11 protein-coding genes are annotated in these 14773 nt (G+C 30.1%); 9 read left to right on the top strand and 2 right to left on the bottom strand.

Features of this window, described 5'->3' with window-relative positions:
- The first annotated feature begins 4 nt into the window (after positions 1 to 4).
- Positions 5 to 331 carry a ribonuclease P protein component gene (rnpA, locus tag HGG64_RS01190; protein WP_169580148.1) on the top strand — a complete coding sequence of 109 codons (327 nt, stop codon included), beginning with the start codon at positions 5 to 7 and terminating at the stop codon, positions 329 to 331.
- Complete coding sequence (yidC, locus tag HGG64_RS01185; RefSeq protein ID WP_169580147.1) at positions 321 to 2348, top strand: membrane protein insertase YidC; 2028 nt, start codon at positions 321 to 323, stop codon at positions 2346 to 2348. Before rnpA ends, yidC begins: the two co-directional genes overlap by 11 nt.
- A 33-nt stretch (positions 2349 to 2381) precedes the next feature.
- On the opposite strand, the gene pepF is transcribed toward yidC, so the two are convergent.
- Both pepF and HGG64_RS01175 read right to left on the bottom strand, forming a co-directional pair.
- Positions 2382 to 4208, bottom strand: coding sequence for an oligoendopeptidase F (pepF, locus tag HGG64_RS01180; protein WP_169580146.1), 1827 nt, complete (start codon positions 4206 to 4208; stop codon positions 2382 to 2384).
- Between the two features lie 4 nt (positions 4209 to 4212).
- Positions 4213 to 4731, bottom strand: coding sequence for an adenine phosphoribosyltransferase (locus HGG64_RS01175; protein ID WP_169580145.1), 519 nt, complete (start codon positions 4729 to 4731; stop codon positions 4213 to 4215).
- A gap of 153 nt (positions 4732 to 4884) precedes the next feature.
- On the opposite strand from HGG64_RS01175, the gene HGG64_RS01170 reads away from it, so the two are divergent.
- The 7 genes from HGG64_RS01170 to HGG64_RS01140 all read left to right on the top strand — a co-directional run bounded on the left by HGG64_RS01170 (position 4885) and on the right by HGG64_RS01140 (position 14768).
- Entirely contained in the window at positions 4885 to 6540 is a 1656-nt protein-coding gene (locus tag HGG64_RS01170) for a ribonuclease J (protein ID WP_169580144.1), read from the top strand.
- A 29-nt stretch (positions 6541 to 6569) separates the two neighbouring features.
- Positions 6570 to 7775, top strand: a complete 1206-nt coding sequence (locus HGG64_RS01165; RefSeq protein ID WP_169580143.1) for a hypothetical protein — start codon at positions 6570 to 6572, stop codon at positions 7773 to 7775.
- Between the two features lie 69 nt (positions 7776 to 7844).
- On the top strand, positions 7845 to 9719 hold the full coding sequence (locus HGG64_RS01160; protein WP_169580142.1) for a hypothetical protein: 1875 nt from the start codon (positions 7845 to 7847) through the stop codon (positions 9717 to 9719).
- A 42-nt stretch (positions 9720 to 9761) separates the two neighbouring features.
- The gene (locus HGG64_RS01155) at positions 9762 to 10427 is read left to right on the top strand and encodes a LemA family protein (RefSeq protein WP_169580141.1); all 666 of its coding nucleotides are present in this window, start codon (positions 9762 to 9764) and stop codon (positions 10425 to 10427) included.
- Between the two features lie 156 nt (positions 10428 to 10583).
- Positions 10584 to 12527: a DNA topoisomerase subunit B gene (locus HGG64_RS01150; protein ID WP_169580140.1), complete on the top strand. Its 1944-nt coding sequence runs from the start codon at positions 10584 to 10586 to the stop codon at positions 12525 to 12527.
- Between the two features lie 6 nt (positions 12528 to 12533).
- Positions 12534 to 13289: a phosphotransferase gene (locus HGG64_RS01145; protein ID WP_169580139.1), complete on the top strand. Its 756-nt coding sequence runs from the start codon at positions 12534 to 12536 to the stop codon at positions 13287 to 13289.
- A 3-nt stretch (positions 13290 to 13292) separates the two neighbouring features.
- Positions 13293 to 14768 carry a phosphotransferase gene (locus tag HGG64_RS01140; protein ID WP_169580138.1) on the top strand — a complete coding sequence of 492 codons (1476 nt, stop codon included), beginning with the start codon at positions 13293 to 13295 and terminating at the stop codon, positions 14766 to 14768.
- Positions 14769 to 14773 lie beyond the last annotated feature (5 nt).

Genomic DNA, 14773 nt, shown 5'->3' with positions numbered 1-14773 from the left:
TCGCATGAATAAAAAAAATATTGTTAAAAAGAATTGAGAATTTCAGAAAATTCTTAATAAACGACATCAGGTCATTTCTAAAAATTTAATTATTTATTTTAACAAAGCAGATTTTTTCAAAGTTGGGATTTCCATTCCAAAACAATTTGCGAATGCTGTTAAAAGAAATCATTTCAAAAACCAAATTCGATCAATACTAAGACAAATGGATATTAGTAAAATTAATTATGAAACAGTAATTATTGCTAGAAAAACATTTTTTAATTTAGAATGAAACCAAAAAATTAATGAGATATATGATTTATACGAAAGGATAATTAATGGCAGATAAAGATTTCAGTAAGCATTACCAAGATTTTCGCAGTAATGGCCCAAAAGAAAAAGCTCCAAAGCAAGTTTGAACTAAAGTTTGAAAATGACTTAAAATTGTTATTATCATTATTTTCATTACCGTTGGTTTAGTAGGTTGCGTGCAGTCACTAGCAGTTAAATCTAGTTCTAAAGTTGGCTCTGGACAAGAATTATATGTTTCAAAAGAAAAAATATCACCAAACATCATTACCTTTAGATACAATGAAGCAACCAATTCATTTTTCTTACCAAATAAAGTTAATGAGCGTAATATTATTGCCAATAACTATTTAAGTTTAAAAGATCCTAAGGCCTTGGAAGAAATTAGAGAACAAGATAAAAATACTGGTGATCCTGATGGTTTTGGAGTATATGGAGGTAATTCATTTGCTCTACAACTTCAAACTTTAAGAAAACTTAAGGAAAACGATCGCTATACTTCAAATATATCGCTTGAAGAAAATTGAGCTAATATTAATGGTGACACTGGAGCCATAAGCGAAAATTCTGACTTTGTTTATAAAAGAAATAATCGCTACAGCTACATTAACCTAGGAGAGCCTGGTGGATTTGGGGCAACAAAAAAATACAATCCAGTTTCTAACTTCAGTGAAATCGTAATTCCAACTAGTGTGGAATTTGATCAAATTCGAGACGCTAATGGAAGCTCTACCTTGGATAATAAATCACTTCAAAAATTTACATATGGAAAATTACTTTCAACCATAGAAGGTGGCTCATCTGTTCAAGATATCTTACTAAGAGACTTACTTCAAATTCTATTAGAGGAAACCTTATTCATTTGAAATAAGAAAAACCTAGACCACAACGTTTCAATTGCTGACCCAAATAATAATTCGCAAAAGATAAATAAAAAAGTTACTCTAAGAGAACTTCTGGGTACATCTGAAAACTCAAGCAGAGAGGAAATTGTTAGCCACTGAAATCAATACATTAAATCTTTTGCTAACAAAATCGGTAAAAATACCTTGAGTGAAGAAGAAGGAATGAACCTATTCTGAATATCAAGTTTATCCATTATTCCATTTAGACAGTACTTAGAATTACTAAGATACTCAAGCAGTGCCTATAAAGTTGACAATGAAACTGTCTTTACCAAAAATAATATTACTGAATTAGGTAATTACGATGATCAAAGATGAATTAGTCAACTATATAACAGTGGTGCAGTAGTTCCACAAAAGCCAATTTCAACTTATAAAGAATATTGACAACAAGGTCCATTTTATGGTATCTTTGTATATCCAGTTAATGCCTTAATGAATGCCATTATGTCAAGCCTAGGAGCTACTGGATGAAGTGTCATTTTAGCATTAATTATTATTGTTATCATTGTTAGATTCCTAACATTTGTAATCTCGTTTAAAACGCTATTCAGTCAAGCCAAAATGGAAGAATTTAACCAAAAGAAAGCTAAAATTGAAGCCAAATATGCTGAATATAAAAATGATAAGCAAATGAACCAACGTAAACAATTGGAAATTAGTGAGCTTTACAAAAAAGAGAAGATCTCCCCATGGGGTCAAATGGCCACGATGTTTATTACCTTGCCGATTCTTATTGTTGTGTTCAGAATTATTTCAACATCGCCTGAAATTAAACAAGCAACGATCTATGGAATTCAATTATCAGCAACATCAATTAGTCGGGTATTCTCAAATCGGGAATTTAGTTATTTACCAATTATCATTATTTCACTTGCCGTCCAAGCTTTAGCGCAATATATGCCGAAGATTCTTAACATTAAAAAGAAAAAATCACTACGGGCTGATGCCTACCAACGAGAAGCACTGAAAAAAGAAAAACGTAAATTTAATATTATCTCATTAATATTTATTGGAATTGGTGTGCTATTTAGTGCCGGGCTTCAAATTTACTGAATTTTCGGTGGAATTTGAACTATCCTACAACACATCTTTGTTCACTACTTCCAAAGAACTAAATTCTTTAAAGCAAAAATTGAACCAAAATTATAATAAAAAAATCTCAAGCGCGAAACTTGAGTTTTTTTATTTACTAAAAATTTTCTTACCATATTTAATATATTTGTTAACTTTATCTTCTAGTATTTCAAATGCTTGATCGTAAATTTGCTCTGAATAAATATCAACGCCAGCATCTTTGAGAATTTCAGCGGGCCAGCTACGGTCACCAGCACTTAGAAATTTATCAATATAGTTCTCTAATGCTGTCTTGCCTTCAGTTTTATACTTTTGGAAAAATACATTAGCAACAATGTAGCCTAGAGCATATTTATAAACATAGAAGTAGTAGTAGAAATGTGGAACCATTACTGCATAAACATTAGTTGGGTCACCAATTTTTACTTTTTTAGGATCAATTGCATATTTTTTAGCATTTTCTACATAAATCTCTTCTAGGGTTTCATAAGTGTTGATTGCCTCATTTGCATCAATGCGGTTATAAACATCGAATTCAAAATTTGATCATGCACCTTGTCTTAGGACTGTACCAATAAAGTCATTGATGCTTTGATTTAGCAGATAAAATCTTTCTTCCTCGCTCTTGGCATTTTCATTTAAATAATCATTTAGTAATAACTCATTAAAAATTGAGGCAATTTCTGCTAAAAAGATTGGATATTGACTTCTAAAAGGATGTTGACATTTATCGGAAAAATATGAATGCATTGAGTGTCCCATTTCATGGCATAATGTGTTAACCGAATGTAAGGTACCATCAAAATTCATTAAAATAAACTTTTTATCAATACCATAAGATCCACCAATTGAATATGCCCCACTGCGTTTAGCAGGAACATTTACATAATCAACTCATCTTTCTTCAATCGCTTTTTTTACTGTGTCATAGTATTCATATGGCATTATCTTTATCGATTGCAGCAGAATATTCTGAGCATCCTCAATGCTGTAATGATTTTTTAATTTAATTAAATCAACATTATTGTCTCATTTTTGCATTTTTTTATTAAATTTTTGGTAAAAGAACTTTTCTTTAGCTTTATAAAATTTTCTAAAAATATGCATATTCTTTTGAATTGATTGATAAATTATTTTTAACAATTTTTCATCAACGTGATCTACTGATAGAATTGATTGCAGTGTTGAGTCATAACCGCGGTATAGTGATTGAACTGATGCTTCTTTGAAATGTTGATATAGCATTTTTGCTAGTGATTGCTTATGATTTAGAAAGGCCTTAGGATAATTAAAATAAGTTGACTTTCTAATCATTTCATCATCACTTTTTAGCAATGACATTCTTGTTGCTTCAGTAATTTTATGCTTTTTGCCTTTAGCTGAAATTGCATATCCAAAATCAATTTCACTATCAGTTAATACTGAAAATATTTCTTCTGGTGAAGGATTACCGCTACTTGTATCATTTAAATACGTTTCAACTTTTTCATCCAACTTATATTTTAGTTCTTCCAAACTAGCTTCAAGATCTTTTTTGACATCTTTTAAACGAGGGTCTGTTAATCATTTTTTGATTTTATCTTGATTTTTTGCAATTCGATTAACTTCTGAACCAGCTCTTTTAGCATATTCAGCTGATTTTAATTCAAACTGAGCCACTTTCATATTTATTTCTGGATCAACAATGTTTGTGTTTAGTTTGTTTGATAAGTAGTTACTAATTCTGTTGTTTAGAATTAAAACCTTCTCTGATAATTTAAGGTACTCTAGATAATTTTCTAGTGAATCATATTTGCTGTCTTTGATAGAAATGCCTTCTTCTATTAGTTGAAAATATTCATTCTCCAGCTCTTCAAAACTTTTGTTCTCTAAAATACTTTCTAGATCTCATTTGTATTTTTCTTCTACTTCATCATATGAATTGTAGGTTTTCATATTTTTATTCTCCGTCTTTTTCAATATATATTAAACTTTGGATATCAAAAGGTAATCTTCTGCGAGCATCAAAGCCTTCCAATTCCATTAAAACAATTATTCTTAATATTTCAACTTCTTGTTCTTTTAATAATTTCGTAATGGCTTCAAGTGTACCGCCGGTGGCTAAAACGTCGTCAATAATTACGGCTTTTTGTTTAGCCTTGACTAGTCCACTTTGAATTTCCAAAATGTTTTTTCCATATTCAAGTCCATAATTGCAGCTAATAACTTTTCCTGGAAGTTTCCCCTTTTTTCTCACCATAATAAAAGGTTTTGATAGCTTTGCCGCTACTGGGGTTCCAAATAAAAAACCGCGGGCATCAGGGCCAACAATAATATCAGCATCTTTAGCTAATTCAACCATTTTATCGATTGTGTAGTGAAGTGCTTCTCCATTTGCTAGCAATAATGATATGTCCTTAAATTTGACACCTTTTTCTGGAAAATCATCAACTGTTCTAATAAATTTTTTTAATTCCATAACAATAAAATTATATAGATTTTCAATTTCATAAATGCAAGTCAATAACTTTTTTAACAAATTGCTTATTTTTTTTATAATTTGATAAAATTAGCATTATTAATTGTTAATATTACCATGACATTTTCACAAAAATAATGGAGGAGAATAGCTATGAATAAAATAAATTTTTTTGCTTTAGGTGGTTTAGATGAAAATGGTAAAAATGCTTACATTTTAGAAATTAATGGCAAGATTTTTATTATTAATTCTGGGACTAAAGTACCAATTAATGCTCACAATGGAATTGACACACTAATTTGCAACTATGAGTTTCTTGAAAAAAGACAGAAAGACATTGTTGGACTATTTTTAACTGATGTGCACAATTCGACATTTTCTGCTATTCCTTGGCTTTTAATGAAAATTAAAAACCTAAAAGTTTATACTAGCGCTTTTAATAAAATTGTCTTATTAGATCGAATTTCAAAATATAACATTGAAAATGCTAATTATGAAATTAAAGTAATTCGTGACTCAATGAAATTTAATGATGTTAAGGTTACGGCTTTTGATTTAGCTGGGGGGTTACCAGGTGAGGTTGGATTTAACTTTGAGTACAACGAGGGAAATATTTTATTTATGGTGAACTTTGTTGATGGCGATCTTGGACCTTACGGGAAAACCAACTACTCTGCTATTAAGAAAATCATTGACAATAATAAGCCACTTCAGATGCTAATTATGGATTCTGGTTTCAGTGCCTACAAAGGTAAAAGCATTGATAAGTTATGAATCTCTAAAAAAATTGAGTATAAATTTAAAGAAACTCCAGATGATGCCCGAATCATTGTCGGTTTATATGATGAGGATATGATTACGGCTCATGAGATTTTAATTTTAGCGAAAAAATATAACCGTCCTGTAATCACTTATGGTAGAACATACTCACAGCTAATTAATTTAGTCGCAAAAATTAATCCAGATTTACAATGACCTGAATTTATTGACTACCGAGTTGCTAATGAAGTAAAAAATGCAGTTATTTTAGTGACCGGAGCAATTGAAAGACTCTATCTTAGATTTATTCGTATTGCATCTAATAATGATGTATATTTAAAGCTAAAAAATAATGACGCCGTTATTATTATTGCACCGCCAGTCAACGGCCTTGAAGTTAACTATGCGCTAACTTTAGACGAAATTGCAAGAAATACCCCAAATTTAGTTGAACTAGGCTCAGATCAGTACTATTCATGTAATCCTGCCAAAGAAGATATTCGCAATGCTTTGAGTATTCTTAAACCGAAGTACTTTATTCCCATTCAAGGACTATACCGTTATTTAGTCGTGGCAACAGAAGTTGCTCGTGAAGTTGGAATGAATTTAAATGATTGCCTTGTTTTACAAAATGGTAAAGTTGCTGAATTTGTAAATAATGAACTTGTTAGCCAAAAACATAGCATTCGTTTGGTTTGTGATGTTGTTATTGACGGTCTTGGCATCGGCGACATCTCACATGAGGTGATTAATGAGCGTGAAAATCTATCACGGGATGGAGTTTTAGCCATTAGTTCGCTTATCGATTTTAAAACAAAACAACCGATTAATGACTTGCAAATTGCTTCATATGGAATTTTAACCAAAGAAAATAAGGATATTGTTAATAAAATCGTTAATGATTTGTTTTATAAAGAGTTTGCTGATAAAACACCACAGGAAATTAAACTAAAAGAAATTCAAGAAAAATTGCGAAAAACAATTAAAAGAAAAACGTCAAAAATGATTAATAAAGAACCAATTGTGGTAATTACCTTGTATGAAATATAGTTTGTGTGATAACATATAAAGGGAAAACTATGTTAAATAATACTAATGGTGAAAATCAAAACCACATCAAAAAAACAAAGAAACAGAAAACATATTATGCCACTCGGGATAAAAATTTCTTATGAACCGTTGTTATATTAATAACGACGTTTTTCACTATTATTTCATATATTAATATTAAAGGGTTAAGCACCATTCACTCATATACACTAAATGTAATATTTGGGATGTTTGCCCCACTTTTTTATGCTCTAATTTTATTTGTTGCTATTTACAAGATTTTTAATTTGGAAAAAACTTTTAAGTTTTCGGTTTTTAATTTTAGTCTCGGTCGTCTAATTTTTTGATACATATCGTTAATTGCCATTGGTAGTATGGTCTTTTACACAATTGAACTAAAGGGAATAGAATATAATCATCATACTGCCTTCAATGTTATTTTTACCAAATGATTTGAATTATTTAAAGGCAAAACTGAAATTAAAGATCCGGCGCTCCCAAATCTATACACTCCGGGTGTTTTTGGAACTTTTATTTTCGCAATTCTTAGCTTTGCTGGTAATCGAAGTGGTATTGCTATCGGCTTTACAGTGGCAATTCTAATACTAGCATTGTCTATATTTATTTTCTTTGTTAGTGATAAAAAACTCCAAAGATTTAGCATGTCAAAAAAGAAACGTGAAAAAAATAGACAAGAACAAATTGAAGCTAAATCAAAAAACATCCACTACGAAATTAATGCTAAAAGTGAGCCAGATAATTCCAAAAAAGCTAACGTCGATGATTTTGTTATCTCGGCAAGTCAGCCACTTGAAAATGTCGATAATAGTCTAGATGATCGTTCGAATAAAGATCAAGTGCTAGCTAAAAATCATTTAGATGATTATCATGATAATAATGTTTCTGAAACAATTCAAGCTGAAAGTCATGAGCTGGTAGAACAAAGCAAAATTGAAATTCATCCAATTGAGGAAGCTGACCATGAAATTCAGTTTGATATCATAGATGAGAGCCAGCAACAAGAAAAAGACATTAAACCAATACAAGATGATGAAGATTTTGAACTTGATAGCAATATACTAGAAGATGATCAGATTTTAGAACAAAAATCAAGTGATTCAAATCAGCTAGAAAATGATAACAATTATCCAGAGCAGCCAAAACATAATTGAAAGAAAAAACCACGTTTGTCTATCGTGGAGGATGAAGACGATGATTTCTTTAAAATTAATTAAACTCAATAAATAAGGCGGTTTTAAAAATTGTCTTATTTATTTTATTATAATAATATCTAAAGGGGATATATGGAAATTAAAAATGATAATAATCAAACTCGAAAAATAGAAGTCAATATGGATGATATTTTTCGCAATCCGATTCAAAAATTTTATGAACCACTTGTTGAAAATATTAAAGATAAATTTGACAAGGTGTTTAAAGAAAAAATCACTAATGAAGCTGATAAAGCATTATTCGAAGAATACAAGCGTAATGAGATTACTGTTAATTCACTAGAAAATGAAATTTTAACTAATAAAAAAGAAAATAAAATTACAGCAAGAAAAGTTGCTAACGGCTTCATTATTGCTTTTAGTATTGTTATTATTGGTTTATTTTTTATGAGTTATTTAATTAAAAATAAAAAAATTATAAAAGAATTTAATAAATTTGCTTCGGAGCGTGAAGAAAAAATTGCTGCACTATTGTACAGAAATAACCAAATTCTAGTGCAAATATATTCACGATATTCACTTCAAGATATTAAAGACTTCGTGCTAAAAGAATTACAAATTAATAAAATTTACAACTATGACTGAAAAGAGTTAAAAACATTTATAGATAATTCAAAGTTTGCCTGCTTCTATGCAGTTAATAAATATGATATTCGAAATTCACACTACTATGATCTTCTATATTCAACTCTTGAATGAAGAAACATTGTTACCTATGGGTATCGTACCGTTACTTATAAATCAGGTGACTCAGTCAGAACAATTACAATTACAGCAGAACATGTTGAACCAACACCATTTGTAACGATTAAAAATGCGACAAGCATTACCACAAATTACTTACCCGATTTTTCCTTTGTTGAAGATAGCTCAAAAGTCATGACACTAAAAGAATATGATAAGGCACTAAAAAAGGGAAACTTTGTTTTAGAAAATCCAGAGTTTCACCGCTACTATGGTTTTGATTTTAATGACAAGGTTAAAATGTTCACTTATTTTACTGCTAGTGTTCAAGAAAAATTCATTGAATATGAAAAGTATATGCTTTCAAAAGGAGAGCGTACATACCCACTTTCAAAAATCAATACTAATCTCTACTCGTCTAGAGAATATGACAATTCACTACTTTTCTTCTCAAGCATTCACAATTGACTACCATATGAAATTAATTTAGAAGATCGATGAACGATTGAGGAAATTAATGAAGCTCTTATTAGCAAAATGATTTATTTACTAAAACCAACTTTTAAATCATTAACTAAGGCTTACTTAAATAACTATATTGCTTCAGAAAATTTTACTGAACTAGGTAGTCGCTATGTCTCGACTTATAAAGACATCAAATCAGTTAGCAAGGATGTAAATATTAATCAAATTTACTGACTTAATAAAATTATCGGAGGTCGAATTTTCTCGTTAATCACCAAAAGAGCTGACCGGAATACAATTTATGAAATTATTGGATCAGATTTTACCAATTCAACCACTGAGCTAATAGTTAAGCTAACATCATTCGAAGCACATAATGAAATTGATGTAGTTTTCAAACAGGGTTACAGTGTTGAAGTGCCTTATGTTCGTTACTATAAATTTTCAGAGCTTAAGAAAACTTTTACTAACCAAAAATTTGTTCTATCAACTGAAGGCGCTGAAATTTATGCTTATGATGATAATAATAGCCACGCCATTAGCGCTCTTGGAAATGCTGATTTAAATCCAGATAATGATAATAATGGCATTACTTTCAATGTTCAAGCGGCTAGCAATTTTGTTGAACTACAAAAAGCAATTAGAATAATTAACAGTTTTTATAGAAGACTGCCTGAACTAAAAAATAATTCCAAATTCTTAATTGATAACTATGGAATTTCAATTCACATTAATAATCTAGATGATACAAAAGTTTCACTAAGAATGATTGACCAAGTTTTAAATGGAATTATTTAAACCAATTTAATAGTATAATTATTAACGTACAAGGAGAAAAAAATGTTATTTGACACAAGAAATCCACAATCTAATGAAGGTTTTAAGCCCAATGTTGATAATACAATAAAAAAACCAGAACCAACCGGTTTTGAAAAATTCTTATTCGTTTTATTCTTTTTTCTTACTCTTGGTTTTTTTCTTATCGGCTACTATGTTAGAAAGAATTACTTACTAAGAAAAATCAATGAAATTCAAGAAGCTTCGTCACTTATTCAAGCTGCTGAAAAGAAAAGAAGAGCAACATTAATTAAACAACTAGATGCCGTAAAAGGCTATGCAAAATTCGAAAACTCAACATTAACAGAAGTTACTAGAATGAGATCAAAACTAGTTGAATTAGAAAATGAAAACAACGTTACTGAATTGAAGGCACAATTGGATAGTATTCAAAGAAATATTAACTTACAATTTGAAGCATACCCTGATTTAAAAGCAAGTCAATTGTTCTTACAATTCAATACTGAAATAGCTTTACAAGAAGATGAAATATATTCAACCATTAGAATTTATAATATGAAAGTTAACTCATTTAACTCACAAATTTATACTTTCTGAACCAATTGCGTTGCTAAAAAAATTGGAGCTTATAACCAACCATTATTTTCTGCTAGTGAACAAGAAAGACAAGATGTCGACACATCTTCACTATCAGAAATGAAATTCTAAAACTAACCAACTTCGGTTGGTTTTTTGTGCAAAGAAAAAAAGCGCATATTTTCTTATATAATTATATTTATTAGTGCATATTTGCCGTGTATAGTGCATTAAAAATGATTTTAAATTATGAAAAAAATTAAATAACAAACTAAAGTGAGGTAGTCTATGAGTAGAACAGAAGATGTACACAAATATGAGGCTGATAATATTCAGGTTCTAGAAGGACTTGAAGCCGTTAGAAAAAGACCTGGAATGTATATTGGGTCAATTGGATCAAAGGGACTTCATCACCTAATCTGGGAAATCGTCGATAACTCAGTTGATGAAGCAATGGCGGGTTTTGCCACATCAATTGATATTAATTTATATCCTGATAATGTTGTTGAAGTAATTGACAACGGAAGAGGAATGCCGGTTGGTATTCATGAAAAAACTAAAAAATCAGCTGTTGAAACAATACTAACAGTTTTACATGCTGGAGGAAAATTTGATAGTGATACTTACAAGGTATCTGGAGGACTTCATGGGGTTGGAGCATCAGTTGTTAATGCTCTAAGTGACGTTTTTGAAGTTTGAGTTAAAAGAGATGGTAAACTTCACTATCAAAAATTTATTAATGGCGGATATCCAGTAAAACCACTAGAGGTGATTGGTGAAGTTCCACTAGAAGAAACTGGAACAAGAATTAAATTTCACCCTGATTATGCCATTATGGAAAAAAACAACATTGAGTTTGGAAATATTTTAGATCACTCCAAACAAATGGCATTTTTAAATCGTGGGCTACGTATTAATATTTGCGACGTTGCTGCCGATAATAAAATAAGCTACTACTATGAAGGTGGAATAATTGATTACTTTGGTCAAATTAGCCACGTTAAAAAAGCGATTGTACCAGAACTTATTTATGCTGAAGGTACATTTAGAGATAAAACTATTACTAACTCAGCTGATGTTATGGTTGAGGTGGTAATGCAATATAATAATGATAATTTTTCAAATATCCTATCTTATGCCAATAATATTAACACCAGTGAAGGTGGAACTCATGTTCAAGGGTTATATGATGCTTTAATTAGAATTTTTAACAACTATGTTGAAGAAAATAAGTTAGTTAAAGGTAATTTTGATAAGTTCACAAGGGATGACATTAAACCAGGCCTATATGCAATTATTTCAGTTAAGCACACCGATCCAATCTTTGAAGGTCAAACTAAAGCTAAACTAGAAAGTAAAGATGCCAGAATTGCAACTAATAAAATTGTTTCACTTAAACTTGAAAGATTTATGGCCGAAAATCCTGAATTTGCTAAAAGATATATCGAAAAATGTTTAGAAAACCGTAAAAATCGAATCAACGAAGAAGCGCAAAAGAATTTAAATAAGAAAAACGACATGGATATCAGTGGACTTCCAGGAAAACTAGCAGACTGTTCTTCTAAAAATCCTGAATTACGTGAATTATTTATTGTCGAAGGTAACTCAGCTGGTGGTTCAGCCAAAATGGGACGTGACCGAGCAATTCAAGCAATTCTGCCACTACGGGGAAAAGTTATTAACTCAAAGAAAAATGACATTTCAACTGTCTTAGCTAATAAAGAAATTGCTACAATGATTAATGCCCTTGGCACAGGCATTGGTGAAGATTTTAATATCAATAAATTAAAATATCACAAAATTGTTATTATGACCGATGCCGACGTCGATGGAGCTCACATCACAACACTACTACTAACATTTTTCTATTCACATATGCGCCCATTAATTGAATACGGATTTGTATATATCGCTCAGCCACCACTATATAAAATATCAACTGGAAAAATTGTCGAATATGCTTACAATGATAATCAAAGGGATGAAATTCTTGCTAATCTAGAAGACAAAAGAAATGTTTCAATTCAAAGATACAAAGGGTTAGGGGAAATGGACCCAGAACAACTTTGGGAAACTACAATGGATCCTGCCACCCGTAAAATGCTTCAGGTTCAAATCGATGATGTTGCCATCTGTGAAATGACCTTCGAGACATTAATGGGCGATGAAATTGAACCACGTCGTGATTTTATTCAAGAAAATGCAAAATATGCATCAAACATTGACTTCTAAGATAATATGATAACACTACTAAAGAATCAAGGTTTTACTAATAAAACTTACAAAGATGATGAAAATAATACCTTTATTAAAATAAAACATTACGATGATTTCAACCATAAAACTCCATACGAGATTATTTCAAATTTAGATTTTGCTCCTAAAAAAATATTTGAAGACGATGAAAGATTAGTTACCGAATGAATTGACGGCAAAACAATACTAGCGACGGAGATTAGCAATGAAGAGCTACGAGAAATTGGCAAACTGCTAATAACTCTACATAACTCAAAATTACCATTTGCTAAAGAGAATCAAATTGCTCGCCGCTTTAAAGTTTACCGTGAAAAAATATCACAACTAGGAAGAAAGATCCCTATTCTTGACAAATACTACAAAAAGATCAATTTATTTTTAAAAAATATTGATACTTCAGCTCCAGTTCATAGTGATTTGTGGTTGTTCAACTTTATTAAGACTGATAAAAATAAGATTTATATTACTGATTGAGAATATGCGACAATGGGTGATGTTCACTTTGACTTAGCCTATTTCCTTGAATCAAGTAATCTTTCAGAACAACAAGAGCAGAGCTTTTTTGAAGGATATGGTGATGATTATGAAGAGAAATATTTGCTAGTTCATCGAATTATTGTCAATGCTTTAATTGTATTATGAATTAATAAGCACAAGGTTAAGCCATTTGATGATAGCTTATATTTAAAAAGGGTCGAAAAATACATGAAGTTGTATTTGGATAAATATCAATATTAATTTATGAGTGTAAAATTTCCGCTACCAATTAACTTGAATTTGAATAAACATAAAAATGCGAAATTTTCTGATGTTTATTCAATTCTAAAAAAAGAATTCGGCGCTGACCTAGCACAAAAAATTTCGATCATTCGTTTTTACTATGAGGATTTTCATAACAAAAGTTATATAGGCAAACTTGATAATAAATGAGTTCAAATTAGAATTCCTCGCAATATCATTAAAATTAGTTACGATAATGAAATGGAAATTGTTTCCCATTTTAATGACTATCTATATTTTAAAAATGGGGTTGTAATTAGAAAATGATTTTCAGCTGTTGATTTCTTTAAGATTAAAATTGATGATAAAATTTCTTGGTCAATCCTACACTGCGTTAAAAATTTTCAAAATTTAAATATTTTAGTTGAAAAATTTAATTGACTAAAATACCCTATTCGCGATAAAAAATATTTAGAACTTGTTAAAAAATATAAAAACGACGAACTAGTTTTAAGCCATAACAATTTAAAAAGACAAAATATTTTAGTTAATAAACATGGTTTTATTAAATTAATTGATTTTGAATTCAGCACTCTAAACTCTCGCTATGTTGACCCAGTTTGCTTATATTTTTTAGGGATTAATAAGCAATTAATTATTAATTTTTTTGGTCTTAGCACACAAAAATTTGACGACTATGTTTATATGCTTAAAATTTATAATGAATTTGTTTATAAAAAAATATATGCCAATCTTTCAGTACCGAACAATGTCATGAGTGCTTCAATGAATCAATATAACAATAAAAACTTTTTAAGTCCTAACCGTTTTATTGTTCAAAAAAACCATAGTCAGTTTGACAATCGATTAAGTATTAAAAGCATTGAGGATTTTTATTTTGTTCCAACTTATGTCTATGAAGATGATAATATTTTGGTTTGAAAATGACTCAATTGTCCACAAACGCAAGAAATTAATGTTCGCCAAATTAAAATTCTGGCTAAGGCAATGCGAACATACCATGATTCTGATCATATCTTCCCGGAATATATTCTTGACAAAAAAGTTGGTTGATATTTAGAGAATATTGACAAAAGAGTACTTAAAGAAGATTTCTGTGATAAGGCAATGTATGCTAAAATTATAAAGTGGTTAAAAGAAATTAAACCAGATGCAAACTGTCATAATAATCTAAATTTAGATAACATTTTTTTCACTGATAATCTAAATTTATACATTATTGACTGAGCAATGTCATATCGCAATTCACGTTTTTTAGATATTGCTTATATGTTTGAAAATACTCATCTTAAATCAGCCTCAGAGATAGCGTTCTGAAAAGCTTATGAAATGCCAGAGCCTAACGATTTTTATAAATATCGAATTATGATTCACTTTCTCTGCTATTTACGCAATCGGACTCTTAGCGGTGATTGTAGTAAAGCAGGCGCAAATTTACATCGCATCAAAGAACTATGAAAGAAATATGTAAGATAAGAGGG

Origin of the sequence: Mycoplasma phocoeninasale (assembly GCF_012934885.1) — a bacterium.
GTDB lineage: Bacteria > Bacillota_I > Bacilli_A > Mycoplasmatales > Metamycoplasmataceae > Metamycoplasma > Metamycoplasma phocoeninasale.
This window is presented reverse-complemented; position numbering and strand designations above follow the sequence as displayed.